The organism is Winogradskyella wandonensis (assembly GCF_004346845.1).
GTDB classification, from domain to species: Bacteria; Bacteroidota; Bacteroidia; order Flavobacteriales; family Flavobacteriaceae; genus Winogradskyella; species Winogradskyella wandonensis.
The window spans coordinates 577,954-604,429 of sequence record NZ_SMGI01000002.1 but is presented as its reverse complement, the minus strand read 5'-3'; the positions used below and the strand labels follow the sequence as shown (position 1 = coordinate 604,429).

Annotated in this window: 23 protein-coding genes; 12 read left to right on the top strand and 11 right to left on the bottom strand. The window is 36.1% G+C overall.

Translation table 11 applies throughout. The features are described 5' to 3' along the window. The first annotated feature begins 24 nt into the window (after positions 1–24). The 10 genes from hemH to DFQ05_RS07395 all read left to right on the top strand — a co-directional run bounded on the left by hemH (position 25) and on the right by DFQ05_RS07395 (position 14,886). Positions 25–1,062, top strand: a complete 1,038-nt coding sequence (gene hemH, locus DFQ05_RS07440) for a ferrochelatase (protein ID WP_132704765.1) — start codon at positions 25–27, stop codon at positions 1,060–1,062. Next, positions 1,062–2,408 carry an MATE family efflux transporter gene (locus DFQ05_RS07435; protein ID WP_132704764.1) on the top strand — a complete coding sequence of 449 codons (1,347 nt, stop codon included), beginning with the start codon at positions 1,062–1,064 and terminating at the stop codon, positions 2,406–2,408. Before hemH ends, DFQ05_RS07435 begins: the two co-directional genes overlap by 1 nt. Before the next feature lie 56 nt (positions 2,409–2,464). Beyond that, the gene (locus DFQ05_RS07430) at positions 2,465–5,551 is read left to right on the top strand and encodes a VPS10 domain-containing protein (protein WP_132704763.1); all 3,087 of its coding nucleotides are present in this window, start codon (positions 2,465–2,467) and stop codon (positions 5,549–5,551) included. 11 nt (positions 5,552–5,562) lie between these two features. Further along, positions 5,563–6,024 carry a VOC family protein gene (locus DFQ05_RS07425; protein WP_132704762.1) on the top strand — a complete coding sequence of 154 codons (462 nt, stop codon included), beginning with the start codon at positions 5,563–5,565 and terminating at the stop codon, positions 6,022–6,024. Between the two features lie 61 nt (positions 6,025–6,085). Beyond that, complete coding sequence (locus DFQ05_RS07420; protein WP_132704761.1) at positions 6,086–6,649, top strand: CopD family protein; 564 nt, start codon at positions 6,086–6,088, stop codon at positions 6,647–6,649. Positions 6,650–6,692: 43 nt separating this feature from the next. Further along, positions 6,693–8,147 (top strand): sensor histidine kinase, encoded by a 1,455-nt coding sequence (locus tag DFQ05_RS07415; protein ID WP_132704760.1) that lies wholly within the window; start codon positions 6,693–6,695, stop codon positions 8,145–8,147. 73 nt (positions 8,148–8,220) lie between these two features. Then, the gene (locus DFQ05_RS07410) at positions 8,221–9,003 is read left to right on the top strand and encodes an enoyl-CoA hydratase/isomerase family protein (protein WP_132704759.1); all 783 of its coding nucleotides are present in this window, start codon (positions 8,221–8,223) and stop codon (positions 9,001–9,003) included. A gap of 57 nt (positions 9,004–9,060) precedes the next feature. Further along, positions 9,061–10,134 (top strand): PA0069 family radical SAM protein, encoded by a 1,074-nt coding sequence (locus DFQ05_RS07405; RefSeq protein WP_132704758.1) that lies wholly within the window; start codon positions 9,061–9,063, stop codon positions 10,132–10,134. A 69-nt stretch (positions 10,135–10,203) separates the two neighbouring features. Further along, complete coding sequence (locus DFQ05_RS07400; RefSeq protein WP_132704757.1) at positions 10,204–11,514, top strand: vanadium-dependent haloperoxidase; 1,311 nt, start codon at positions 10,204–10,206, stop codon at positions 11,512–11,514. Between the two features lie 81 nt (positions 11,515–11,595). Beyond that, positions 11,596–14,886, top strand: a complete 3,291-nt coding sequence (locus DFQ05_RS07395) for a VCBS repeat-containing protein (RefSeq protein WP_158281898.1) — start codon at positions 11,596–11,598, stop codon at positions 14,884–14,886. 6 nt (positions 14,887–14,892) lie between these two features. Here DFQ05_RS07395 and DFQ05_RS07390 read toward each other — a convergent pair whose 3' ends face one another. The 3 genes from DFQ05_RS07390 to DFQ05_RS07380 are packed head-to-tail and all read right to left on the bottom strand — an operon-like array spanning position 14,893 to position 16,751. Beyond that, positions 14,893–15,543: an HD domain-containing protein gene (locus DFQ05_RS07390; protein ID WP_132704755.1), complete on the bottom strand. Its 651-nt coding sequence runs from the start codon at positions 15,541–15,543 to the stop codon at positions 14,893–14,895. Further along, complete coding sequence (locus DFQ05_RS07385) at positions 15,540–16,280, bottom strand: lysophospholipid acyltransferase family protein (RefSeq protein WP_132704754.1); 741 nt, start codon at positions 16,278–16,280, stop codon at positions 15,540–15,542. Before DFQ05_RS07385 ends, DFQ05_RS07390 begins: the two co-directional genes overlap by 4 nt. 60 nt (positions 16,281–16,340) lie before the next feature. Beyond that, positions 16,341–16,751 (bottom strand): BrxA/BrxB family bacilliredoxin, encoded by a 411-nt coding sequence (locus DFQ05_RS07380; protein ID WP_132704753.1) that lies wholly within the window; start codon positions 16,749–16,751, stop codon positions 16,341–16,343. Positions 16,752–16,865: 114 nt separating this feature from the next. Here DFQ05_RS07380 and DFQ05_RS07375 point away from each other — a divergent pair, with 114 nt between their 5' ends. After that, positions 16,866–17,660: a TerB family tellurite resistance protein gene (locus DFQ05_RS07375; RefSeq protein WP_132704752.1), complete on the top strand. Its 795-nt coding sequence runs from the start codon at positions 16,866–16,868 to the stop codon at positions 17,658–17,660. Positions 17,661–17,665: 5 nt separating this feature from the next. On the opposite strand, the gene DFQ05_RS07370 is transcribed toward DFQ05_RS07375, so the two are convergent. From DFQ05_RS07370 to DFQ05_RS07345, 6 genes are all read right to left on the bottom strand, one after another. After that, positions 17,666–18,826 carry a metal ABC transporter permease gene (locus DFQ05_RS07370; RefSeq protein ID WP_132704751.1) on the bottom strand — a complete coding sequence of 387 codons (1,161 nt, stop codon included), beginning with the start codon at positions 18,824–18,826 and terminating at the stop codon, positions 17,666–17,668. Continuing rightward, the gene (locus DFQ05_RS07365; protein WP_132704750.1) at positions 18,819–19,946 is read right to left on the bottom strand and encodes a metal ABC transporter permease; all 1,128 of its coding nucleotides are present in this window, start codon (positions 19,944–19,946) and stop codon (positions 18,819–18,821) included. The genes DFQ05_RS07370 and DFQ05_RS07365 overlap by 8 nt, the downstream gene beginning before the upstream one ends. A gap of 365 nt (positions 19,947–20,311) precedes the next feature. Continuing rightward, positions 20,312–21,049, bottom strand: a complete 738-nt coding sequence (locus DFQ05_RS07360) for a metal ABC transporter ATP-binding protein (RefSeq protein ID WP_132704749.1) — start codon at positions 21,047–21,049, stop codon at positions 20,312–20,314. Next, entirely contained in the window at positions 21,049–21,957 is a 909-nt protein-coding gene (locus DFQ05_RS07355) for a metal ABC transporter solute-binding protein, Zn/Mn family (RefSeq protein WP_132704748.1), read from the bottom strand. The genes DFQ05_RS07360 and DFQ05_RS07355 overlap by 1 nt, the downstream gene beginning before the upstream one ends. Before the next feature lie 3 nt (positions 21,958–21,960). Beyond that, positions 21,961–22,764: a transporter gene (locus DFQ05_RS07350; RefSeq protein WP_132704747.1), complete on the bottom strand. Its 804-nt coding sequence runs from the start codon at positions 22,762–22,764 to the stop codon at positions 21,961–21,963. Continuing rightward, on the bottom strand, positions 22,751–23,410 hold the full coding sequence (locus DFQ05_RS07345; protein WP_132704746.1) for a metal-dependent transcriptional regulator: 660 nt from the start codon (positions 23,408–23,410) through the stop codon (positions 22,751–22,753). The genes DFQ05_RS07350 and DFQ05_RS07345 overlap by 14 nt, the downstream gene beginning before the upstream one ends. A 122-nt stretch (positions 23,411–23,532) precedes the next feature. On the opposite strand from DFQ05_RS07345, the gene DFQ05_RS07340 reads away from it, so the two are divergent. Next, the gene (locus tag DFQ05_RS07340; RefSeq protein ID WP_132704745.1) at positions 23,533–23,961 is read left to right on the top strand and encodes a hypothetical protein; all 429 of its coding nucleotides are present in this window, start codon (positions 23,533–23,535) and stop codon (positions 23,959–23,961) included. Between the two features lie 169 nt (positions 23,962–24,130). Here the strand turns inward: DFQ05_RS07340 and feoB are convergent, their stop codons facing one another. Next, positions 24,131–26,230, bottom strand: coding sequence for a ferrous iron transport protein B (gene feoB, locus DFQ05_RS07330; protein ID WP_132704743.1), 2,100 nt, complete (start codon positions 26,228–26,230; stop codon positions 24,131–24,133). Continuing rightward, positions 26,223–26,453 carry a FeoA family protein gene (locus tag DFQ05_RS07325; protein WP_199221972.1) on the bottom strand — a complete coding sequence of 77 codons (231 nt, stop codon included), beginning with the start codon at positions 26,451–26,453 and terminating at the stop codon, positions 26,223–26,225. Before DFQ05_RS07325 ends, feoB begins: the two co-directional genes overlap by 8 nt. Positions 26,454–26,476: the final 23 nt, after the last annotated feature.

Sequence of the window (26,476 nt, the reverse complement as noted above, 5' to 3'; positions counted from 1 at the left end):
TACACTTGAAAAAGAAAATATAATATGAAAGGAATACTTCTTGTAAATCTTGGTTCACCAGACACACCAAACCCAAAAGACGTAAAACGTTATTTAGGCGAGTTCTTAATGGACGAGCGCGTTATAGACGTACCGCTTTGGGCGCGAACGCTTTTAGTGAAAGGAATTATTTTAAACACACGACCAAAAGCTTCGGCAAAAGCCTATAAAAAAATCTGGTGGGACGAAGGTTCGCCATTAATTGTATTGTCCGAGCGTCTTCAAGAAAAGGTGCAAAATAAAGTCGATTATCCAGTCGCTTTGGCGATGCGTTACGGAAGTATGACGCTTAAAAATGGTTTACAAGAGTTGGTTGATAAAGGTTGTACGGAGATTAAAACCATTCCGCTATATCCACAGTTTGCCATGGCAACAACGGAAACGATTGATGTGAAAATTGACGAGTTGGTCGCAGAGCATTTCCCACAAGTAAAAATCACAAGAACGCCAGCATTTTATAAGCGCGAAGATTACATAAATGCACTTTCTGCAAGTATAGGCGAAGTTCTTAATGGACTGGATTATGAGCATATTTTATTCAGTTATCACGGTGTGCCTGAGCGTCACATTCGTAAAAGTGACGTCACTAACGGTAATTGCAAAATGGATGGTAAATGCTGTTTTAAAAAAGGAAGTCCGCAACACGAATTTTGTTATCGTCACCAATGCGAAATCACTACTATAAACGTTGCTAAAAAATTAGGTTTAAAAAACGGAACGTATTCCACAACCTTTCAATCGCGTTTAGGATTTGACCCATGGTTAAAGCCATACACAGACCGAACGATTGAACGTATGGGAAAAGAAGGCATTAAAAAAATGGCTATTGTAACACCAGCTTTTGTAAGTGATTGTCTTGAAACTTTAGAAGAGATAGCTATGGAAGGCGAAGAAATTTTTCACGAAGTCGGCGGAGAAGAATTTACTGTGATTCCATGCCTCAATGAACGTGATGATTTCGCTCAAGTGTTAACCAATATTATTGAAGAATGGGCGAAGACGCCTGAAAATGCCATGGTTTAATGGCTAAAGTATCTTCACAAGACTTAGGGTATGAACCTATTGGTAAACTCCTGATAAAGCAAGCCGTACCAGCATCTATTGGTATTCTGGTGATGTCCTTAAACATTCTTGTAGATACTATTTTTGTTGGTAATTGGATAGGATCAACAGCAATTGCAGCCATTAACGTTGTGTTGCCAGTATCTTTTTTTATTGCTGCTTTAGGTATGGCCATTGGTGTTGGTGGTTCGTCCATAATCTCTAGAGCACTTGGCGCTAACCAAAATGCAAAAGCTTGTAAGACATTTGGTAATCAAATTACGCTTACCATTTTGTTTACTGTTGTTTTTGTGATTTTTGGACTTTTATTTGTAGATACACTTGTTCCAGCTTTTGGAGGTAAAGGTGTGATTTTCGAACCTGCAAAAACGTATTATACTATTGTCTTGTATGGTGTGCCAGTTTTAGCACTTTGTATGATGGGAAATACCGTAATTCGTGCTATCGGTAAACCAAAATTTGCCATGTACGCCATGATGTTTCCATCGGTTGGTAATCTTCTTCTCGATGTGTTATTTATAAATATTTTAGACTTAGGAATGGCTGGTGCTGCTTGGGCTACAACAGGTTCTTACATACTATGTTTTTTGTTTATCCTTTGGTTTTTTCTTTCAGAACATTCCGAATTAAAAATCAATTCAAAACATCTTGGACTTGATTTACCCATTATAAAAGAAATAGGAGCTTTGGGTTTTGTGACCCTTTCGAGACAAGCAATTGTTAGTGTTACCTACTTATTAATGAATAATATTCTGTTCGATTTAGGTGGTGAGACTTCCGTTACAGCTTACGCTATAGTGGGACGAATGCTTATGTTTGCGCTTTTTCCAATCTATGGCATAACGCAAGGGTTCTTGCCTATTGCAGGTTATAATTATGGTGCAGAAAAGTATAAACGTGTAAAAGAAGTTATCTATACGGCGATTAGGTATGCTGTACTTTTAGCGACAGTTATTTTTGTGTTTTTGATGATTTTTCCTGAGACTATAACAAAAGTATTTACACAAGATGCGCAAGTTATTAAAGAAACACCATCAGCAATGCGATGGGTTTTTGCAGCTACGCCTATAATTGCACTCCAGCTTATAGGAGCGGCTTATTTTCAGGCCGTTGGTAAAGCAATTCCGGCTTTGCTACTAACCCTAACTCGCCAAGGCTTATTTTTTATACCTCTTATTTTAATTCTTCCAAAGTTTTATGGCGAATTGGGCGTTTGGATAGCATTTCCTATTTCTGATGTGTTATCTACAATTGTCACTTTCTTTTTCCTAAAACGCGAAGTAAAGTTAAAGTTAGAAACAGCCTAAATCTTCTAGATTTTATTCTTTATTTTTAGATTTCGAAAACTAACTTATAACTACTCATGCGATTATCAACCATTATTATAGCAGTTCTGCTATCGTTTTTTAGTTTAAACCTTAACGCTCAAAATTTTGACGAATCCCATTATTCAGGATTAGAATACCGTCTTATTGGACCTTTCCGTGGTGGTAGAAGTGCTGCCGTAACAGGCGTACCCAATCAACCCAATCTTTATTATTTTGGTGCTACTGGTGGCGGCATTTGGAAGACTATGAATGGCGGTCGCCAATGGGAAAACATTTCCGATGGTTTTTTCGGGGGAAGTATTGGGGCAATTGCAGTTTCAAAAAGCGACCCTAATGTTATATATGTCGGTGGCGGAGAGAAAACAGTAAGAGGCAACGTATCTTCAGGCTATGGTATGTGGAAAAGCGTTGACGCAGGTAAAACTTGGCAAGCTTCAGGATTACCAAAATCGCGTCATATTCCACGAATTGCTATTCACCCAACAGACCACAATATCGTTTATGCAGGTGTTATGGGAAATATCTATAAACCAACACAAGAACGTGGTGTTTATAAGAGCGTAGATGGTGGAAAAACATGGAAAAAGACCTTATTTTCTAATGAACATTCTGGAGTGGTCGATTTAATCATGGACCCAACAAATCCAAGAATTTTATATGCTTCAACATGGCGTATCCAGCGTACACCTTATAGTTTAAGTTCTGGTGGCGAAGGTTCAGCATTATGGAAAAGTACCGATAGCGGAGAAACTTGGACAGAAATTTCTAAGATGAAAGGTTTTCCTGAAGGCACTTTAGGCATCATTGGTGTAACGGTTTCACCATTAAATAACCAGCGTGTTTGGGCAATTGTAGAGAATAAAGATAAAGGTGGTTTATACCGAAGCGACGATGGTGGCGAAACTTGGAACCAAGTAAATAGCGAACGCAAATTACGTCAGCGTGCTTGGTATTATACTCGTGTATATGCAGATACCAAAGATATTAACACAGTTTATGTGTTGAATGTAAGTTATCATAAAAGTACAGATGGTGGAAAAACATTCGGAAATTATCGCGCACCTCATGGCGACCATCATGATTTATGGATTGCACCAGAAGACCCAAACCGTATGATTATTGGAGATGATGGTGGCGCACAAGTCACCTACGATGGTGGCGAAACATGGAGCACCTATTACAATCAACCAACCTCACAGTTTTATCGAGTAACGACAGATAATGCATTTCCATACCGAATTTACGCTGCGCAGCAAGACAATTCTACGATTAGAATTCCGCATAGAACAGATGGATTTTCAATAACAGAAGACGATTGGGAAAGTACAGCTGGTGGCGAATCGGCACACATTGCTGTTGATCCAGAAGATAATGATATTGTTTACGGCGGAAGTTATGACGGTTTCTTAACCCGAGTAAACCATAAAACAGGAACGGTTAGAGCCATTAACGTTTGGCCAGACAACCCTATGGGTCATGGTGCAGAAGGTATGAAGTATCGTTTTCAGTGGAATTTCCCGATTATATTTTCTAAGCATAATCCAAATAGAATGTACACCTTTTCACAGCATGTACATGTTACTGAAAATGAAGGCCAATCGTGGGAAATTATTAGTCCAGATTTAACACGTAATGATCCAGAAAAACTAAAATCTTCAGGTGGACCAATTACACAAGATAACACGTCTGTAGAATATTATTGTACCATTTTCGCAGCGCAAGAATCGCCATTAAAAGAAGGTTTACTTTGGGTTGGAAGTGATGATGGATTGGTGCACGTGTCTAAAGATGGTGGAAAAAACTGGGATAACGTCACGCCAAAAGGAATGCCAGAATGGATGATGATTAACAGCATTGAGCCTAGTGCTTTTGACGAAGGCACCTGCTACATCGCAGGAACAAAATATAAAACAGGTGATTTTACACCGTACTTATATAAAACTACCGACTACGGAAAAAGCTGGACAAAAATTACAAACGGCATCTATAACGAGCATTTTACAAGAGTGCTTCGCGAAGACCCAAAACAAAAAGGATTGCTATATGCAGGTACAGAAACTGGAATGTATATTTCATTTAACGATGGAAAAAATTGGAAACCATTTCAGCTAAATTTACCAATAGTACCAATTACAGATTTAACCATAAAAGACAATAATTTAATCGTGGCAACACAAGGTCGAAGCCTTTGGATGATTGATGATTTAACGGTTATTCATCAGTTGTACAATGCCGATTTGAATAAGAATATATTATTCAAACCAAAAGACACTTACCGTATGCGTGGCGGAAGTCGTAAAGGAAGCAAAACAGCAGGCACCAATCATCCAAATGGTGTTATTACATATTTCAATTTGAAAAATTTAAAGGACGATGATAAAGTGTCTTTGACGTATTTTGATAAAAAAGGTGATACAATAAAAACTTATTCTAACAAAGACAAGAAGAATAAACTTACGGTAAAAAAAGGTGCAAATCAGTTTGTTTGGGATATGACCTACGATGGCGCAGAACGTTTGCCAGGCATGATTTTATGGTGGGCAAGTTTAGAAGGTCCAAGAGCAACACCAGGTAAGTATAAGGTGAGTTTAAATGTCAATGGTGAAGAATTATCGCAGCCTTTCACAATTCTTGCTGACCCAAGAGCAGAAAGTACTTTAGCAGATATGGAAGCACAATTCAAGTTTATTGAAGATGTAAATGCAACAATGGATGAAGCGCACAAATCCATTAAAAAGATTAGAAATATTAATAAGCAATTAGGCGCTTTCCAAAGCCAATATAAAGATGATGAAAATGTGAAAGACTTGGTAGAAAAAGCAAAAACACTCCAAGAAAAACTAGGCGATATTGAAAAAGCCTTATACCAAACTAAAAATCGAAGCGGACAAGACCCGTTAAATTTCCCAATTCGTTTAACCAATAAATTAGGGCATCTTAATTCTTTAGTTCGTATGGGCGATTTTGCACCAACGGCTCAAGATATTGCTGTAAAAAATGAATTAACTGGTAAAATTGAAACGCAATTATCTGCTTTTAATACCATTTTAAGTGATGAAGTAAAAGCGTTTAACGCAGCCTTCAATAATAAGCAGCTAAATTATTTATTTGTAGAGGATTAATAAAGATTCAGATGATAAAAGGACTCTATGAAACGCATTTATTTGTTGAAAATCTTGAACGCTCTATTGATTTTTATAAGAATACGCTTGGTTTAAAACAATGCCGTTTTAATAATGAAAGACGCACTTCCTTTTTCTGGATTGGAGATGACAAGCAGTATATGCTTGGTCTTTGGGAAAAACCAAAAGACCAAATTGATGTTAGACATTTCGCCTTTGAATGTGAGCCAGATTGGGTGTTAAATGAGTCAGTCGATTTTTTAAAATCTCGAAATATTGAATACTGGAATTTTTTAAATGACGGAACAAAAGGCCCTATGGTTTTCGTTTGGATGCCAGCTATTTCCATATATTTTTGCGACCCTGATGGACATTATCTCGAATTTATTGGTATTCTGCCAGGCAAGCCAAAATCCGATAGTGAAAAGCGAGTGGTCACGTATGAAGAATGGCTTAAAATAAAAGACGAATAACCATTAAATAGCATTTCATCTTAGAGAACTTATATAAAATCTGAAATAGGTAAGATTACATATGGAAAACATTTTAGCAGAATATTACAACTACATAAAATCACTACATATCATTTTTGTAGTCACTTGGTTTGCAGGCTTATTCTATATCCCAAGATTATTTGTTTACCAAATTGAGGCGTTTCATAAACCATCTCCAGAAAAAGAAATATTAGGGAAACAACTAAAACTAATGGCCAAACGCTTATGGTTTATTATCACGTGGCCTTCAAGTATTTTGGCAACTATATTTGGTATTTTACTGGTTTGGTCAAGACTGTTTTACTTAACAGACGCTTGGATGCAGGTAAAATTAGGCTTTGTGTTATTGCTCATTGTATATCAAATACAAACGCATGTGTATTACAAGCAACTTCAAAAAGATATTGTAAAAAAATCATCGAGTTTTATGCGCATTTGGAATGAGGGCGCCACATTCATTTTATTTGCCGTAATCTTCCTTGTAGTACTAAAAAACGCACTAAATTGGGTGTTTGGAGTTATAGGAATTGTTGTTTTAGGGACTTTGATTATGCTTGGTTTTAAGATTTATAAAAACATTAGAGCAAAAAACCCAGATGCTTAGTTGGCTTGATTATTGCTATATTTAAAACATCTTAAAACACCGCATGGCATTAAAAAAACTATCTCTTCGGTCGCGCATATTTATTGCTATGATACTTTTGGTATTGCTAGCATCTATTTTAATAGCACTAGTTACCATTCATCAATACAACGAAGAAGCAAGAGAGTATCATGCCGATAGATTAGAACGTAAAGAGGCAGCCATAAGACGAAGTATCGATTTAGTAATTGATAAGACCTCATTTCCTGTTATTACAGAAAAACTCCCTTTTATTTTTAAAGACGAAATTTTTAATATTGCCAGCGTTCATGGGCTTCAAATAAATTTATACGATTTAGAAGGTCAGTTATTAAAATCTTCTAAAGCAGCATTACAACAAAATACAGTTGAAATCTGTTTAAGTGCTGAGGTTTTAAATCAGCTTGCTAATACGGCCGAGCACCGTTATGTTATTAAAAACGAAATTAACGGGAAGGTTTTTCAATCGTCATACTCCTACATCACTGACGAAAAATTTAAAAACATTGCTATTCTAAACATCCCTTATTTAGAGGATGATGATATTTTTAATAGAGAGCTTAACGAATTCCTCACGCGCTTAGGTATTGCTTATATCGTTATGATTTTAGCAGCAATCGTCTTAGCCTATTTTGTATCTAGGTATATTACCCGTTCGCTTAAAACTATAAGTGATAAGATGAACGAATTCCGTCTAGAAAAACGAAACAAGAAAATAGATATCGAATCATCGAGTATTGAAATTGAAAACTTGGTAAAATCCTATAACGGAATGATTGACGAGCTTGAAGAATCTGCAGTACAATTGGCAACTAGTGAGCGCGAACAAGCCTGGCGCGAAATGGCAAAACAAGTTGCTCATGAAATTAAAAATCCATTAACACCTATGCGATTGAGTGTGCAAAGTTTTCAGCGAAAATTCAATCCAAATGACGAGAATATAGAACAAAAGGTTGCCGAATACAGCAATACGCTAATTCAACAAATAGACACCATGAGTTCTATAGCTTCAGCATTTTCAAATTTTGCTAAAATGCCAGCACAGCAAAAGGAAGAACTCAACGTAGTTCATGTCGTAAAGTTGGCATTAGACATTTTTAACGAAAGTTATATCCAATATTTTCCAGATGAGGAAGAAGTCATTGCAAAATTTGACAGAACGCAACTCATTAGAGTGGTAACTAACTTGGTAAAGAATGGTATTCAGGCTATTCCAAAAGATTCGGAAAATCCTAAAATTGAGGTTCGTGTATTTACAGACGACGAAAATGTAAATATTACCGTAGCGGATAATGGAATGGGAATTAGTGAGGACAATAGCCTTAAAATTTTCGAACCAAAATTTACGACCAAAACTAGCGGCATGGGCCTTGGTTTAGCCATGGTAAAAAATATCGTAGAAACCTACGGCGGAACTATTACTTTTACATCAGAATACGGAAAAGGCACTATATTTACGGTAACTTTTCCAAGAAAGTGATTTTATCATCCTGAACTGTCACACAGAGCGCAGCCGAAGTGTTATTTCAGGGTCTTTTTAAACGAACGAACTTATGAGTTACAACAACATTCTTACCGAAACATTAAACGGAATAACTACAATTACGATTAACAGACCAAGCAAGCTTAATGCACTTAATCGTGAAACTATTCAAGAATTGCATAATGCTTTTGATGGAGCAGACCAGTCTAAAGACACAAAAGTGATCATCGTAACCGGTAGTGGTGAGAAGGCTTTTGTTGCAGGCGCTGATATTAGCGAGTTTGCCGATTTTAATGTTGAAGAAGGTGGAAAATTAGCCGCAAAAGGGCAAGAGCTACTATTCGATTTTGTAGAAAATTTGAGCACACCAGTGATTGCTGCTGTCAACGGTTTTGCCCTTGGTGGAGGATTAGAGTTGGCTATGGCATGCCACTTTAGAGTAGCGAGTACTAATGCTAAGATGGGCTTGCCTGAAGTGTCTCTTGGTGTTATCCCAGGTTATGGCGGAACACAACGTTTACCGCAATTAGTAGGCAAAGGTCGAGCTATGGAAATGGTGATGACCGCAGGAATGATAGACGCTAATCAAGCCTTAAGTTATGGATTAGTGAATCATGTGGTTGAGCAAGAGGAACTATTAGCGTTTTGCGAAAAAATTGCAGGTAAGATTATGAGAAATTCTTCAGTGGCCATTGCCGAAGCTATTTCTGCTATTAATGCTAATTACAAAGATGGTGTCGATGGTTACCAAGCCGAAATAGAAGCTTTTGGTAATTGTTTTGGCACTGAAGATTTTAAAGAAGGCACGACTGCCTTTTTAGAAAAACGTAAAGCTGATTTTCCTGGTAAGTAATTGTTAATACTACATATTGTAGCTACATATAGTTGGACATAGTTCTAATTTTGAAGAATGTCCAAAAGCAGAATTATTAAAGGTCGCGGCGCACAACATAATAGTCACAATCGTTTTTTTGAGTTGTCTTATGAAATGCGTGACGATTTCTTAGAATTTTGCCATAAAGAAGGTGAGATTGCAGATAAAAACAAGATGCAATACCTCAATGTTTTTCCAAAAACTATAGTCAACAAAGTGACCAGTCCAGATGTGGGCATGGCCTATTCCATGAATATGTATCAAGGTTGCGAGCATGGTTGTATTTATTGCTACGCACGTAACAGTCATGAATTTTGGGGTTATAGTGCAGGCCTAGATTTTGAACGTAGAATTTTGGTCAAAAAAGACGCTCCAAAACTACTTGAAGTACTCTTGAAAAAGAAAAGCTGGAAAGCCCAAACTATTGTTATGTCTGGCAATACAGATTGTTATCAGCCTGCCGAAAAGCAGTTTCAGTTGACTAGAAAATGTCTAGAGGTTTTCTTAAAGTACAAACATCCTGTGGGTATAATTACTAAGAACAGTCTCATTCTTCGCGATTTGGATTTATTAAAAGACTTAGCAAAAGATAATCTCATAGGTGTCAATATTTCAATTACGTCCTTATCCGAGGACACCAGACGAATTTTAGAACCCAGAACGGCAACTATTAAAAAACGTTTGGAAACTATTGAGACTTTGAGTGAAATTGGAATCCCCGTAAATGTGATGTTAGCGCCAATAATTCCATCTATAAATAGTCATGAAATCTTACCAATGGCTAAAAAAGTGTCTGAATTAGGTGCTTTAAGTATTGCACATACCATTGTAAGACTTAATGGTGCTATTGGAGAACTATTTACGGATTGGATTAGAAAAACTATGCCTGATAGAGCCGATAAAGTATTGCATCAAATTCAAGATTGTCATGGAGGTACGCTTAATGAAAGCAGATATGGGAAGCGTATGCGTGGCGAAGGCCATATCGCAAAGCAAATAAACGACACTATAAAGTTGGCCAGGCTTAAGTATTTTGAAGACAAATCAATGCCTAGACTAAATAAGGAACTTCATGAACAATACAAAAACGGACAACTTAAATTGTTTTAAATCTCAAATCCCGAGCAGTCTTGATTAGTTTGAATATTTAAGTATATTTAGTCGATTAATCAACTAAAAATGAAATCAAGACTTTTTGTCCTTTTTATTACTGTTCTTCTGTTCTCTTGTAAAAACGATACAAAACCTAACGCTCAAGTTTTTCAAACATCAGATTTAAACGATGCCAACACCGTTTTGTTAGAAGCAGTTATGGAAGATGCGTTTACGCCACCAGTGGCAAGTCGGATATATGCTTATGCGCATTTAGCACATTATACAACGTTGCAAAGCATGCATCAAGATAGTTTAGCAGAAATTACAACAAAAATAAATGGTTTAGAGGATTTTAAGATTTCAAAGCGAGATGATGTAAATCCAGAATTAGCCTCACTTTTAGCATTTTCAACTATTGGTAAAAAACTCATTTATTCAGAGCACTTTTTTGAAGATTTAACCGATAGCCTTAAAACAAAGGCAGCACGTTTGGGACTTTCAGAATTAGCGATAAAGAACTCTGAAGATTACGCTTTAGAAGTTTCAAAACAGATAAGCAATTGGATAGATAAAGACATGTATTCCGAAACACGGACTTATCCACGCTTTACAAGTACAAAACAACCTGAAAATTGGAGAGAAACACCGCCAGATTACGCTACCGGATTAGAACCGCATTGGGATAAGATAAGACCTATGGTTATAGATAGCGCTAATGTTTTTAAGTATAAGCCTTTACCAACATATAGCACTGATGAGGATTCAGATTTTTATAAAATGGTCTACCAAGTTTATGAAGCGGTGAATAATAAGACAGAAGACACTGAAAAAACCGCTTGGTTTTGGGATTGTAATCCTATTATGACGGTTCATAAAGGGCATATGGTAACGACCATTCACAAATTCACGCCGCCAGGACACTGGTTAAATATTATCAATCAGATTTCCTCTAAAGAAAATTCACATTATTACACCACGACCAAAGCCTACACATTGACTTCCATGGCGATGTTCGATGCTATTATTGCGGCTTGGCATGTAAAATACAAAACTGATTTAGTGCGTCCTGTAACCTTTATTCAGGAGAATATAGACCCAGAATGGACACCTGTTTTGCAAACACCACCATTTCCAGAATATACAAGTGGGCATAGTGCAACGTCCGCTTCTGCAGCAGAAGTTTTATCATCTATATACGGGGAATATTATAGTTTTACAGATAATACCCAACTGCGTTTTGGATTGGAACAGCGAACCTTCAATTCCTTTAGAGAAGCTGCAAACCAGGTCAATATGAGTCGTTTTTATGGAGGTATCCATTACATGCAAGGCGTCGAAGAAGGAGCAAGGCAGGGTCGTGAAATCGCAAATTTAATTATGAAAAAATTACAATAGAAGATGACAAGGTTTTTGAGGTATTTAGGATTTATAATTTCAGTGTTGATGTGTGTTAATTGCAATGAGGATAGACAACAAGTGAAGACTGATTCAAAACCAAATACTGAAAAAAAGGAAATCAACAAACAACCACCTCTTTTTACATATTTAGAACCTTCAGAGACAAATATTTCATTTAGTAATGATATTGTCGAAACGGATAATTTAAATATTATCACTTACGAGTATCTCTATAACGGCGGTGGTGTGGCAGTAGGAGATATTAATAATGATGGATTAGACGATATCTATTTTACAGGAAATAGGGTAAGTGATAAACTTTATCTCAACCAAGGGAACTTCAAATTTAAAGACATAACCCTTTCCGCAAAAGTTGGCGGAGGTCAAGGCTTTAAGACAGGCGTAACCATGGCAGATATTAATAATGACGGGTTATTGGATATTTACGTTTGCAAGTCGGTTTCTAGTCAAGATCAATTAAGGAAAAATGTACTTTACGTTAATAATGGCGATTTAACTTTTACAGAAGAGGCTGAAGCTTATGGACTTGCAGATTCAGGATATTCAGTACAAGCTTATTTTTTCGATTCTGATGGAGATAATGATTTAGATGTTTATGTTCTTAATCATCCACGAAACCTTAAAGAAGCAAGCGTTATCAAGATAGCTCGAGATGAAAAAGGTAAAATCTCACCAGCTGTACCAAGCGATTTCACCAATTTATCCAATAGATTTTACGTTAATAATGGCAAAGGCTTTAAAGACGAATCTGAAAAAGCTGGAATCTTAAATGATGCCTTTAGTCTTAGTGCTGTTATTGGGGATTTTAATAACGATTTTAAGCCCGATATTTATGTGTGTAATGATTACATTAAGCTAGACAGACTTTTAATCAATAAAGGGAAAAATAGTTTTGAAGATAAAATAGATGAATATTTCAGTCATACCTCGTTTTCTTCTATGGGTTCTGACTTTGCAGATATTAATAACGATGGCAACTCGGATTTGCTCACTCTAGATATGGCGCCAAACGAGAACGACCGTCGAAAAATGATGATGATGATGCAGAACTACGACAAGTTTGAGAAAATGGTTAAATACGATTATGGTACCCAATACGCCTCAAATACTCTTAATATAAGTAATGGAAATGAGACGTTTTCCGATATTTCATTTTTAAACAATATTGCTCAAACCGAATGGAGTTGGAGTGTGCTTTTAGCAGATTTTGATAATGATGGTCTAAAAGATGTTCACGTCACTAATGGCTACATGCGTGATATTACCAACAATGATTACTCAAGATATAAAATGGACGAACTTCAGAAGAAGCTCAATACTAAGCAAATCACCTTAAAAGATTGGGTTGAAGAAATTCCAAGTATTCCAGTTTCAGCTTTTCTTTTTAAGAATAAAGGCTTAAATAACTTTGAAGATGTTTCCGAAGTTTGGAATAGTGGGAAACCTACGTTTTCTAATGGGGCAGCGTATTCAGACTTAGATAATGATGGTTATTTAGACGTCGTCGTTAATAATATTAATGATGTTCCATTCATCATGAAGAATAATGGAAAAGAACAGCTAGAAAACAATTTTTTATCTGTTGATTTTGAATATGAAAAAGGAAAAGTATTTACAGGGACAATAGGAAAGCTTACCTTATCTAACGGTGAAACAATTACAGAATCTTACAATCCTACAAGAGGCTTTTTGTCCTCTTCACAGCATAAACTACATTATGGAATTCCCAAAGGAGTCGTTGCAGAAAAATTAGAAATTATATGGCCAGATAAGCGTATGCAAATTATCGAAAAGCCAGAGTTAAATAAGTCTATTACCGTAAAACGAAACCCTACTTCTGTATTCAAGGAAGCGTCTAAAAATGCTAAGTTTTTTGAGGATAATTCAGCCGTGTTAGGCAAAGGATTTTCACATATAGAAAATGAGTTTATAGACTTTAAAAGAGAACCTCTTTTGCATCACAAGCTAAGTGAAGAAGGGCCAGCAGTTGCTATAGCAGATGTTAATGGCGATGGTCTCGAAGATGTTTATCTTGGTGGAGCAAAAGATTTCTCAGGAAAATTATTTTTACAAACTAATTCAGGTAATTTCAGCAAAAAAGAGATATTAGATTTTGAAGTCGATAAAACCCACGAAGATACTGATGCTGTCTTTTTTGATGCTAATGGCGATGGAAATTTAGACTTATATGTAGTCAGCGGTGGAAACGAAACTAAAGCCAATACGCAGAACTATTTAGACCGCATGTATTTTGGTGACGGAAAAGGAAACTTTAGCCGTATCCGCAATGTTATACCAACTATTTTAGAAAGTGGCTCTGTTGTAAAAGTTCATGATATCGACGGTGACGGTCAGCAAGATATGTTTATAGGCTCTAGAGTAAAACCGGGCCGATATCCAGAATCTCCTAAAAGTTACTTTCTTAAAAACGAAAATGGCTCTTTTAAAGATGTTACGATTCAATGGGGAAAGGACATTTCTAATATTGGTATGGTCACTGATGCAGAATTTGCAGACCTAGATAATGATGGTATAAAAGAATTAATTGTTGCTGGTGAATGGATGCCAGTTTCAGTATTTAAATTTGAAAATGGGACTTATAGAAATAGAACCACAGATTATGGCTTAGATAATAAAATAGGCTGGTGGAACTCCGTAACAATTGCAGATGTTAATGGCGATAGTTTTAAGGATATTATTGCTGGAAACTTAGGCTTAAACTCAATATTTAAAGCCTCGGATAGTGAGCCTGTGGAGCTATATTATAAAGATTTTGATCGTAACGGAAGTTTAGATCCAATAATTACAACGTATAATGAAGGTGTAAGTTACCCACTTCACAATCGTGATCGTGTTTTAGACCAAATGGCGTTTCTAAAAAAACGTTTTACGCGTTATACGCCATATTCTAATGCCACGATGACAGATGTTTTTACACCGCAGGAGCTTCAGAATGTAAAGATTTTAAAAGCTAATGACTTTAAGCATTATCTGTTTATTAATGAAGGCGGAAAACGATTCAACGCGCAACCTCTCCCGTCCGAAACACAAATCTCAGTACTTAATGATGCTGTAGTTACAGACCTTGATAAAGATGGAAATAAAGACATTATCACAGGCGGTAATTTCTATGGGACAGATGCCGAGTATGGCAGATACGATGCTTCCATTGGTGCAACATTATTAAATAGAGGCAATTCTAATTTTGAAGCGGTAATGCCATCAGAAAGTGGATTAAAAATACGTGGGAATGTTCAGCATCTTAAAGAAATTTCAGTTAATGGAGCGCGTCACGTTTTAGTTATAAGAAATAATGAGAGTGCGAGTTTAATTAATATTAAGAAGTAAAAAATCTCATAGTTTCCCTTGCCACTCCCCATAAAATTGTGTGAGGTATAACTCCATAAATTGATGCCGTTTTTCTGCAATCTGCTTTCCAGTTTTAGTATTCATTTTGTCTTTTAAAAGCAATAGCTTTTCGTAAAAATGATTAATTGTTGGAGCCTCAGAAGATTTATATTCTTCTTTAGACATGTTGAGGTTGGGCTTAATTTCTGGATTGTACAACGCCCTGTTTTTAAACCCACCGTAATTAAAACAACGCGCAATACCAATGGCACCAATAGCATCTAAACGGTCTGCATCTTGCACAACTTCAAGCTCTTTTGAGGTAAATTTCACTCCACTTTCTAGTGAATTCTTAAAAGATATATTTTCGATAATAGCAACGACGTGTTCTATAATCTTGCTGTCTACATTTTCTTTGAATAAGAACTCACGAGCTTTTGTTGGACCTACAGTTTCATCACCATCATAAAACTTTGGGTCGGCAATATCATGAAGTAGAGCTGAAAGAGAAACAATTTCTATATCTACATTTTCAGTTTTAGCAATTAGTAAAGTGTTTTTGTAAACACGCTCGATATGAAACCAATCATGTCCGCCTTCAGCATCTTTAAGCTCAGTTTTTACAAACCTTATAGTATTTTCTATGAGTTGGGTCATTTTCCTATAACAGCTTTTGTAATGATTTCTTCAAGTTGTTTTATAAGTGCTTCTTTATCATCAAATGTATTCAATTCTAAAGGTTGATGCACTGTAAATTTTATATGTGCTCCCAATCCCATAGGGAACTTTCCATAACGTAACGTTTTCCATGAGTTATTTATAGTAATTGGTAGAACTACTGCCTCTGGGGCATTAGCAAAAATGGTTAAAAGGCCTTTGGCTTTAAATGGTTTTGTTTTTCCTGTTCGACTTCGTGTTCCTTCGGGAAAAATCACAGCAGCCCAATTATTCTTTGCAATACGTTTTGCAAAATCCTTAATAGCAGTAATCGATTTTAGAGGCTCTTTTCGGTCTATTAAAACAGAGCCGCCATGTCTTAAATTATAAGAAACACTTGGTATGCCTTTTCCTAATTCTTTTTTACTTACAAACTTTACATGATGTTTGCGCAAATACCAAATCAGAGGTGGAATATCGTACATGCTTTGATGGTTAGCCACAATAATTACAGGACGTCCTACCTCAATTCTATGAGGGTTATTAAAACTAAAGCGTGTACCCAAAATATTAAGACAGCGCATTAAAAAAAACTGTAACCAATCTACACTCACTTTATGCGCTTTATAACCAAAGACATTAAAGCAGAACCATTGTATAGGATGAAATACAACAAGGGTTAAACCAAAACATAGAAAGTATAAAACAGTAAGTGGATAGGCTAAGAGTTTCATCATGCAGTAAAAATAAAAAACCCTGACGATAAAAGTCAGGGTTTAAATTTATGTTTTTAATGTTTAGCAATACTCGTTGTATGCGTCCATTAAATTTTCCGCAATCAATTCTGCAGGACGACCTTCGATGTGGTGACGCTCTAACATATGTACTAATTCTCCATCTTTAAATAATGCCATACTTGGCGAGCTCGGAGGAAAAGGAACCATATATTCTCTAGCTTTGTTTGTAGCATCTCTATCAACACCTGCAAATACAGTAACTAAGTTGTCTGGACGTTTAGCATTCTGTAAACTCATACGAGCGCCAGGCCTAGCATTTGCTGCAGCACAGCCACAAACCGAATTTACAACCACAAGTGTTGTTCCTTCTTTTGCAATAGCACTATCTACGGCTTCTGTTGTATGTAATTCTTCAAAACCAACATTGGTTAAATCCTCACGCATTGGTTTTACTAATTCTGGTGGATACATATTTTTTAATTTTAATTATCAAGTTGAGTTGCAAAGATACCAAATGTGTAACAAAACAAAAGAGTGATACACTAACAAATAGTATATTTACACATTCATAAAATCTATGATAGAATGAGTTTTTCAAAATGGATAGGTGCCGCAATAGGATGGTCTTTCGGAGGGCCAATTGGTGCTATAATTGGTTTGGCTTTAGGAAGTATAGTCGATAATGCCGCAGATTCTAGTCCGCTATTAGGCGAGCGTCAAGCAGGGAAAAAGCGTAGACGCGACCCTTATAAGCAACCAACATATCAAAGGAGACAACGAGAGCAACGCGCACAAACCCGTTCTGGAGATTTTGAGGTAAGCCTTTTAATTTTAGCTTCAGTAGTTATTAAAGCCGATGGAAAACAAGATCAGCGTGAGCTCGATTTTGTGCGTCAGCAGTTTACCAATATGTATGGTAAAGAACGTGCAAATATGGCGTTTCGTTTGTTTAAAGGTATAACCAAGCAAAATATTTCTACACGTCAAGTCTGTATGCAAATAAAGCAGATGATGGACCATGCGTCACGTTTACAATTGCTTCATTTTTTATTCGGCATTGCAAAAGCAGATGGATTAGTGACTCAAGACGAAATTAAACAGATTTACACGATAGCAGGTTATTTGGGTATTAGTAGTCGTGATTATGAAAGCATAAAAGCCATGTTTTACAATAGTACGAATAATGCTTATAAGATTTTAGAAATTGAAAAAACAGTTTCTGACGATGAGGTAAAGCGTGCCTACCGTAAGATGGCGAAAAAGTATCATCCAGACCGTTTAAGTCATTTGGGCGAAGAACACCGTGAAGGCGCAGAAGAGAAATTTAGACAAGTACAAGAAGCTTACGAACATATCCAGAAAGAGCGTGGGTTTAAGTAAACCCATTATCCTCGGAACAAAAAGAAGTCATCCTTCATATCTTCAATTTGTGCATCTTTGTTGGTAATGATATAGTCGATAGCTTTAGAGGTAAAAGTTTCACCTTTATTGGTAAGTGATACCACATCATTTTCAATATGAATCATGTTATTTTTTTTGGCTAATTCTAATACTTTTGTTGCTCTTACTTTTTGCCAATTGATGTGTTCTCTGAGATGATTTACATGGCGTTCTTCAACTTCATTATGATTTTGAAGGTGAAGTAAAAATGTGATGAGAGACACTTCTGCACGCTGTTGTTTTTCGCGATACATCACGGCAATTATACCTTTGCTTGGTGCAAACAAATACACCATTAAAAACAGTAAGCCTAAAGTTGTGGTTATAGAACCAGCGATGGAAGCATCTAACCAATGCGCAACCCAATAACCCAAAATGGCACTAAATACACCAAAACAAACTGAGAGCATAAGCATTTTCTTTAAATCTGTTGTCAATAAATAGGCAGCTGCGGCAGGCGCAATCATCAAGGCTACAACTAAAATAGCACCTACAGCATCAAACGCGCCAACCGTTGTTACCGATGAAACTGACATTAATCCATAATGAATAATCGCTGGAGAAAAACCTAAAGATGTTGCTAAGCCTTTATCAAACGTGCTGACTTTTAATTCCTTAAAAAACGCAAATAAAAGTATTAAAGTAATGAGTAAGATTACACCGATAATCCATAAAGATTTTGGTCCAACGTCCATGCCATTGATAATCAGTCTGTCGAATGGAGCAAATGCCAATTCGCCCAGCAAAACGGCATCAACATCAAGATGGACATCGTTGGCGTTTTTGGCAATCATAATAACGCCGACACTAAACAACGCAGGAAAAACGAGACCAATCGCCGTATCTTCTTTTACCAACCCTGTTTTCTGAATATATTCTACTAAAACTACAGTTAATATTCCTGAGAGCGCAGCCAAAACAATCAGTAAAGGCGAATTTAAATCGTGCGTTATAAAAAAACCTATTACTATTCCTGGCAAGATGGAATGACTTATAGCATCACTAATCATGGCCATTTTTCGGAGAACCAAAAACGTTCCTGGAATAGCACAAGCTATGGCAACTAAACTGGCAATAAGTTGTATTTCTATTTGAGCGCTATTCATCGTCGTTTGTTTGCTGGTTATATAAATTTGCTGCGGTTGAATAGCCTTTTTTTGTCATGCTCCACATATTGCCTTCCAAAGTCACAAAGCCTTTGTCAACCAATTTTTGGAGTGTTCCTTTAGTGTAACCTTGAAAATTATTGAGGATTTTAATGGTATGCGGATGCGAAATATCTTCATGGGTTTCCGCAATTTGATGCATAAAAGCTAAGGTTTTATTCAATTCTAAATCACGTCTATTTTTTATGAAGCGAATTTGTTTAAATAGTAGCCCACGACTTGGTGAAAAGACAAAAGATATAATAACAAATACGGCGGCAACCAAAACAATAACGGGTCCTGTTGATAGATTATTCTGACTCGCACTAACTGCCGTTCCAAATACACCAGAAAACGCACCAAAAATGGCAGCCAGAAACACCATTTTTGCCAAGCTATTGGTCCATTGTCGAGCTGCAGCAGCAGGTGCTAAAAGCATGGCACTCATCAACACAACACCAACAGTTTGCAATCCTAAAACAATAGCTAAAACAATAAAACTTGTAATTAATATATCGATGGTTTTGGTATTAAAACCAAGTGTTTTTGTGTAATCTGCATCAAATAATAAGATTTTGAATTCTTTCCAGAATAATAATAAAACAATAACGCAAAGTCCAGTAACCATGGTCATGAGCCAAACATCACTTTCTACCAAAGTGGCCGCTTGCCCAAATAAATATTTGTCTAATCCTGCTTGATTGGCATTGGGTTGCTTTTGAATGAATGTGAGTAACAACATTCCAAACCCAAAAAACAACGAGAGAATTAACCCTAAAGCAGTATCAGATTTTAAGTGTGTTTTTTTTATGATTCCACGAATCCAGAATGTGCCAATTAAACCACTTACTAAGGCACCCAACAGTAACGTATTGGTGTCTTTTGCTCCAGTGATTAAAAACGCAATTGCAATTCCAGGTAGTGCAGCGTGAGAAATGGCATCGCCGAGAAGACTTTGTTTTCGCAGTACAGCAAAACTACCAAGCATTCCGGTTACGGCACCGAGAATGGCTGTTCCCAGAGTAATGGTTCTCAAAGTGTAGTCGGTGAAAACGAGTTCTATGTATTCTAATAGTTCCATTTGTTTCCTGAATTATCAGGATTTTTTGCTTATTGACTTATGTCGTTGTTTTTCTAGTTCTATTCATTTTGCCTTGATGCAAAACGAATCAAAAAATCACAATCAAAATGAGGAAATTGCTGAAGCAAAATTCGCTTTCAGAACTTCGTGCCTGAGGCTTCGCCTCGCATCTTCATTCTTTCGCTCTTTATTTCTGCATTTTGATGTTTTTCGACTATGTCGAAATCTGGGATATTAATTTCCAGTTACTTTTTGTTTTATTCGATGTTTTTACAACTTATTTTCCTGTTTCCTGTTTCCTGTTTCCTGTTTCCTGTTTCCTGTTTCCTGCTTACTGCCAACTGAATACTGTTACTGAAAACTGTTTACTCTTGGATACTTACTTTATAATTAATACCGTAGGTTTTGGTTAAATTATCATCATTAAAAATATCCTTAACTGGTCCAGTGGCGATTTTCTTTACGTTTAAAAACGTTACCCAATCGAAATATTCGGGTACGGTTTGTAAATCATGATGAACGACAATTACTGTTTTTCCTGCTTTTCGTAATTCTTTTAGAATGTTTATTATGGCTATTTCCGTTGTGGCATCAACACCTTGAAACGGCTCATCCATAAAATAAATCGATGCATTTTGAACTAAAGCACGTGCTAAAAATATACGTTGTTGTTGCCCACCAGAAAGCTGACTTATTTGTCGGCCTTTAAAAGGTAACATACCTACTTTTTCTAAAGCTTCAAGTGCCGCTTTTTTCTGTTTTTGTCCTGGTCGTCTTATCCAGCCTAAACTTCCGTATGTTCCCATCATCACAACATCCAATGCTGTTGTTGGGAAATCCCAATCTACACTTCCTTTTTGAGGTACATAGGCTACAAGTTGACGTTGTTTTTCGTATGGTTTATCGTAGATACTAACACTACCTGCAATGGGTTTTAGTATACCTAAAATAGATTTAATAAGTGTAGATTTTCCTGCGCCATTAGGACCAACTATAGCCATAAGTACGCCTTCAGGGATTTCTAAATCGATATCCCATAATACAGGTTTGTAGTTATAAGCTACAGTAAGGTCGTCTATTTTTACAGCTATTTTTTGTTCCATTATTTCAATGCATTAACAATTGTATTCACGTTGTATTTAAACATGCCAATGTAAGTGCCTTCTAAAGTTCCAGCATTTCCTAAAGCATCGCTGTAAAGTGTACCACCAATTTCAACATCGTGGTCTTTTGCTTTTACAGCTGCCACTAAAGCTTCAATCGTTCGTTTTGGCACAGAACTTTCAATAAAAATAGCTTTGATTTTATTTTCTATTATGAATTCTGCTAACTTTCTTACATCTTTTACACCAGCTTCTGTTGCTGTGGATAAACCCTGTAAGCCAACCACTTCAAAATCATAATTTTTCCCAAAATAATTGAAGGCATCATGTGCTGTTACCAAGATGCGTTTTTCTTTTGGAAGTGCATTAATTACCGATGAAACTTCAGACTCTAAAGCCGATAATTTGGCTAAATAGTTCTTTTCGTTTTCAATATAATTCACTGCGTTTTTTGGGTCTTTTTCAGACAATGTTTTAGTGACTTGTTTTGCAAATTGCTTAAAGAATTCAATATTAAACCAAACATGTGGATCGTAATTAGAGGCAAAATAATCGGAACCAATTAATTGAGATTTGTCTAGATTTTCGCCTAAGGCTACTTGAGTTTTATTGCTGCGCTCCATCTTTTCGAACACTTCGACAAGCTTTCCTTCGAGATGTAAACCGTTGTAAAAAATGACATTGGCGTTGACTAATTTATTAACATCACCTTCACTGGCTTTGTATAAATGCGGGTCAACACCGCTTCCCATTAATCCTTCAACTTCTATAAAATCGCCACCAATATTTTTAACTAAATCGGTAATCATTGTAGTTGTGGTGACAACTTTTAATTTCCCGTTGGTTTGGGTATCGTTTTTGCATCCAAAAACGAGAGCTATAGCTAAAATATATATTAATTTTTTCATTGTTTATTGCTTTGGTTTTATGCGATAGCTTAGTCCTGCACCAAGTAAAAGGTCTTGTCCTTCTGTAAAACTTGTACCAAAGTACACATCAAACTGTAAATCATAGTTAGCTAAATAGGTAAAGCCAGCATCCCAATAATGGTTAGCCTTACTATCTTCGGGGAAGTCGCCGTAAACTTCGGCATACATTCCCCATTTATCAGAGAAACTATAGCCGTAAGCTAAAGTGTAGATGGCGGAAGCTTCTGGCGAATCGTCACCCCATTGAGCACCGATGTTATAGCCAAGACTCGATTTTTCGTTTAACGTATGTGATAAGGATAATCTAAAATCAACGCCTGTGGTTTCGGGTCTGTAGTCTGCGCCAGCACTAAAAACAGGAAATACATGTCCGATTAGAGCAATCTCGGGCATAGCGCCATTTTCTTCGGCGATATCCAATTTTAATCCAAGTAACAATGGTGATAATCCGCTAGTTACATTATCTAATTTGTTGCCATTTACGGAGGTAACACCTTCAACAAAGTCCCAACCTAAACGTAACTCAAGGTTATCTAAAAGTCCGTAACGGATAAGCATCGTGTTAAAAGTGTATGTTTCATTTTTAATATTGTTTGCTTCAAAAGATTCGTAAAGTCCACCTGTTTCAAATTGAAGTACGCCTTTACCTACCGTTGATGACGCTTCAGTCGCATCTGGTCTGTCAGTAACTAAAGGATTACTGAATCTGTCTTCTTGTTCTTGGGAAAAAGATTGAATGGTGAATATAACTATAAGTCCTTGTACTATGTGTTTAGTTAATTTCATTTACGTATATGATTTGAGTAAAATCCTCGTTAAGGACAATGGTGTTAGTATAAATTTTGATTTGTGTCATTTTAGAGCTTTGAAACTGCTTCTTTACAGTAAGCGTATTTCCATATTTAATACCGTTTAGCGCACAAAACTCAAAGAATTCTTTATCTGTACTCATTAATCTTGAAATAACATACTCAGTATTTTCTTTGGCTTGCGATAGCGGAATTGAGGTGTCTTCTGTAGTAATTTCGCCTTTAGCATTCGGTATTGGGTCACCATGTGGGTCGAACTTAGGATTACCCAAATATTCGCTAATTTTTTCGGCTAAAAAGTCCGATGTTTCATGTTCTAAAAGCTCTGCTTCGCGATGAATTTCATGCAAAGACATATCAAAAGTTTTATGCAAAAAGGCTTCCCAAAGGCGATGTTTACGAATAACATTAAGTGCCATTTTTTCGCCATCTTCTGTTAGGCGAAGTGCCTTGTATTTTTCGTAATTGAGTAATCCTTTAGCGTCTAGCTTTTTTGCCATGTCAGTTGCAGCAGCGTTAGATATACCTAATTTAGAAGCGATATTCCCAGGTTTTGTATTAGTAATATCTTGATTCTCGTTGTTGTAAATGGCTTTTACGAAATTCTCTATAGCAACAGACATTTTTTATAGCTTTAATTTAAAATTTAAGTATACTTAAATATTTTTCAAATATAACTAAAAAATTAATTAGAAATGATTTTCTATATTTTGTCACACTTTTATTTAATAACAGTCTTTAACGTATGAAGCAAATTTTTACACTAGGATTCAGTTTTTATTTTTTCCTCTTATTTGGACAAGAAGCTGAAACTGAATTACAGACTTTAACAGAAGTCTACAACCTCTCTATTGGAGATAGTTTTGAGTTTGATGATTACAAAATCCGGTTTATTGATGTGTTGTCTGATTCGCGTTGCCCAAAAGCAGTAATGTGTGTTGTGGCAGGAGAAGCAAAGGTTGTTGTCGAAGTTTATAAAGAAAATAAAAAACTTTCAACAAAAAATATAGTCTTTACGCCGACCTTTTTTATGCCAAATAAAAAAGGAAATTTATTTGATTCTGAAATTATAAAACTCACGGGTGTTGAACTATTTCCTTATCCAGTTGCAGATAATCAAGTTCCAAAAGACGATTATAAGTTAAAACTTTTGCTTGAAGAGTTAGTACAATAATTTAATGACACCCACAGTCATTATTTCCACAAGCTTTGACTGCTTTCTTCTTTGGTTTCAATATAAATTTCCGTACTAAGAACGTCAATGCTAATCCTAAGGTGATAAAAACTAATATGTTTTGTAGAATGTCGTTCATATTATTTTAGTGGTCAACTTTTCTATTTCCTTACTTTAAAAGTTGGTATGCAATTAATGCTACAATATAGGCAAAAGCTGTCATGGTTACTAATTGAAACATTGGCCATTTCCAAGTATTGGTTTCTCGTTTTACAATGGCGAGCGTACTCATACATTGCATGGCGAAGGCATAAAATAATAGGAGTGAAATACCCGAAGCTAAATTAAATAAAGGTCCACCCAAAATTGGGTTAACTTCTGCCGCCATTCGGTTTTTTATAGTGACTTCTTCATCGCTTCCAACGCTGTATATTGTAGCTAAAGTCCCCACGAACACTTCACGTGCAGCGAAAGAACTAACGATAGCAATACCAATTTTCCAATCGTAACCTAATGGACGAATGGCTGGTTCGATGGCTCTACCTACTATACCAATAAAGGAATGTTCTAATTTGTGAGATGCTACTTTTTGGTCTAGCTCTTCTTGAGAAAGATTTTGAGAAGCGTATTGTTCCGTTACAATTTCTTCAGCATTATTGAACTCCTCTCCTGGGCCATACGAAGCTAAAAACCACAAAACAATAGAAATAGCAAGGATAATTTTACCTGCACCAAAAACAAAAGATTTTGTTTTCTCTAAAACCGTTAAAGCTACATTTTTAAATAGAGGTAATTTATAATTTGGCATTTCTACCACGAAGAACGATTTCGACTTCATCTTCATGAATTTATTTAGTAAGTATGCTGAGCCAACAGCTGCTCCAAAACCTATTAAATACAATAGCATTAAGGTCAAGGCTTGATAGCTTAAACCTAAGAATCTTCCTTGAGGAATTACTAAGGAAATAATAATTAAATATACCGGTAAACGCGCCGAGCATGTTGTAAATGGTGTAACTAAAATGGTAATTAAACGTTCTTTCCAATTTTCGATATTACGTGTGGCCATTATAGCTGGGATAGCACATGCTGTACCAGATATTAGAGGTACAACACTCTTTCCGCTAAGTCCAAAACGACGCATAATGCGATCCATTAAAAACACAACACGACTCATATAGCCACTTTCTTCTAAAACGGAAATGAATAAAAACAGAAATGCAATTTGAGGAATAAAAATGACGATTCCACCCAACCCAGAAATCACACCTTCTGCTAAAAGATTTGTAAATGCACCAGCAGGAAGTGTATTTTTTGTCCATTCACTTAGGCTTGCAAAAGCACTATCTATAAAGTCCATTGGTACTTCAGCCCAATCATAGATAGCTTGAAAAATAGTCAATAAAATGATAAAGAAAATTAGATAACCCCAAACTTTGTGAGTAAGAACTCTATCTAATTTAATACGTAAGTCCTTAGCCGATTTTAAGTCGATACTTTGTCCTTTTTTTAGAACATTATTAATAAACTGGTAGCGCTTAATCGTTTCTTTTTGCTGAAGTCTTTTTAGATCTGTTTCTGATTTGGTTTTAAATGCGGATGTGTCTGCAATTGTTTTTCTATCTACCTTTCCAAAGTTGACATCTTGCGTTATCACCAACCACAGCTTATAGAGAGATTGGTTTGGAAATGCTTTTTTAAGACCTTCGAAATATGCAGTATCTATATCTCTAGTATCCAAACATGGCTCTGATGAAAGTGTTTTGTAGTTTGATATAAGATTTTTTAGGTTATCAATACCTTTATTTTTACGAGTACTTACAAGAGCAATTTTTGTTTTTAATTGCTCTTCAAGATGAGAGATATCTAACGATATGCCTTTGTAAGCCATTCGGTCTGACATATTGACAACCAATATGGTTGGAATCTCTAAATCCTTAATTTGCGTGTAAACTAAAAGATTTCGCTTTAAGTTTTCGACATCTGTAATCACTACGGCAACGTCCGGATAGTCTTTGTCATTTTTGTTTAGTAGTAACTCAATAACGACACTTTCGTCTAGAGAAGATGCATTAAGACTATACGTCCCAGGTAAATCTATGATGTGTGCTTTAAGACCTCTTGGAAGTTTGCAAACGCCTTCTTTCTTTTCAACAGTGATTCCAGGATAGTTACCCACTTTTTGGTTGAGTCCTGTGAGTGCATTAAAGACGGATGTTTTCCCAGTATTTGGGTTTCCTATTAAAGCTACATTTATTTGCTTACCCATTAGTTGTAGTTTCAATTAGGATGTGTGTGGCAGTTTCTTTTCTAATCGCCAAATGTGTACCATTAATGTTAAGATACATGGGGTCTGAAAAAGGCGCAACTTGCACTAATTCTACGGCATTGCCAGGTAAACAGCCCATTTCTAGAAGTTTTAAAGGAATGCTTTTGGAAGAAACGTCCTTAATAATACCCTGTTGTCCACGTTTTAATTCAGCTAAAGTCAATTTTGTCACAAATTATTCATGAG

Excerpts from the sequence above, each read along its gene's own strand:
- hemH (WP_132704765.1), top strand. The coding sequence starts at position 25 with ATGAAAGGAATACTTCTTGTAAATCTTGGTTCACCAGACACACCAAAC.
- DFQ05_RS07435 (WP_132704764.1), top strand. The coding sequence starts at position 1,062 with ATGGCTAAAGTATCTTCACAAGACTTAGGGTATGAACCTATTGGTAAA.
- DFQ05_RS07430 (WP_132704763.1), top strand. The coding sequence starts at position 2,465 with ATGCGATTATCAACCATTATTATAGCAGTTCTGCTATCGTTTTTTAGT.
- DFQ05_RS07425 (WP_132704762.1), top strand. The coding sequence starts at position 5,563 with ATGATAAAAGGACTCTATGAAACGCATTTATTTGTTGAAAATCTTGAA.
- DFQ05_RS07420 (WP_132704761.1), top strand. The coding sequence starts at position 6,086 with ATGGAAAACATTTTAGCAGAATATTACAACTACATAAAATCACTACAT.
- DFQ05_RS07415 (WP_132704760.1), top strand. The coding sequence starts at position 6,693 with ATGGCATTAAAAAAACTATCTCTTCGGTCGCGCATATTTATTGCTATG.
- DFQ05_RS07410 (WP_132704759.1), top strand. The coding sequence starts at position 8,221 with ATGAGTTACAACAACATTCTTACCGAAACATTAAACGGAATAACTACA.
- DFQ05_RS07405 (WP_132704758.1), top strand. The coding sequence starts at position 9,061 with ATGTCCAAAAGCAGAATTATTAAAGGTCGCGGCGCACAACATAATAGT.
- DFQ05_RS07400 (WP_132704757.1), top strand. The coding sequence starts at position 10,204 with ATGAAATCAAGACTTTTTGTCCTTTTTATTACTGTTCTTCTGTTCTCT.
- DFQ05_RS07390 (WP_132704755.1), bottom strand. The coding sequence starts at position 15,543 with ATGACCCAACTCATAGAAAATACTATAAGGTTTGTAAAAACTGAGCTT.
- DFQ05_RS07385 (WP_132704754.1), bottom strand. The coding sequence starts at position 16,280 with ATGATGAAACTCTTAGCCTATCCACTTACTGTTTTATACTTTCTATGT.
- DFQ05_RS07380 (WP_132704753.1), bottom strand. The coding sequence starts at position 16,751 with ATGTATCCACCAGAATTAGTAAAACCAATGCGTGAGGATTTAACCAAT.
- DFQ05_RS07375 (WP_132704752.1), top strand. The coding sequence starts at position 16,866 with ATGAGTTTTTCAAAATGGATAGGTGCCGCAATAGGATGGTCTTTCGGA.
- DFQ05_RS07370 (WP_132704751.1), bottom strand. The coding sequence starts at position 18,826 with ATGAATAGCGCTCAAATAGAAATACAACTTATTGCCAGTTTAGTTGCC.
- DFQ05_RS07365 (WP_132704750.1), bottom strand. The coding sequence starts at position 19,946 with ATGGAACTATTAGAATACATAGAACTCGTTTTCACCGACTACACTTTG.
- DFQ05_RS07360 (WP_132704749.1), bottom strand. The coding sequence starts at position 21,049 with ATGGAACAAAAAATAGCTGTAAAAATAGACGACCTTACTGTAGCTTAT.
- DFQ05_RS07355 (WP_132704748.1), bottom strand. The coding sequence starts at position 21,957 with ATGAAAAAATTAATATATATTTTAGCTATAGCTCTCGTTTTTGGATGC.
- DFQ05_RS07350 (WP_132704747.1), bottom strand. The coding sequence starts at position 22,764 with ATGAAATTAACTAAACACATAGTACAAGGACTTATAGTTATATTCACC.
- DFQ05_RS07345 (WP_132704746.1), bottom strand. The coding sequence starts at position 23,410 with ATGTCTGTTGCTATAGAGAATTTCGTAAAAGCCATTTACAACAACGAG.
- DFQ05_RS07340 (WP_132704745.1), top strand. The coding sequence starts at position 23,533 with ATGAAGCAAATTTTTACACTAGGATTCAGTTTTTATTTTTTCCTCTTA.
- feoB (WP_132704743.1), bottom strand. The coding sequence starts at position 26,230 with ATGGGTAAGCAAATAAATGTAGCTTTAATAGGAAACCCAAATACTGGG.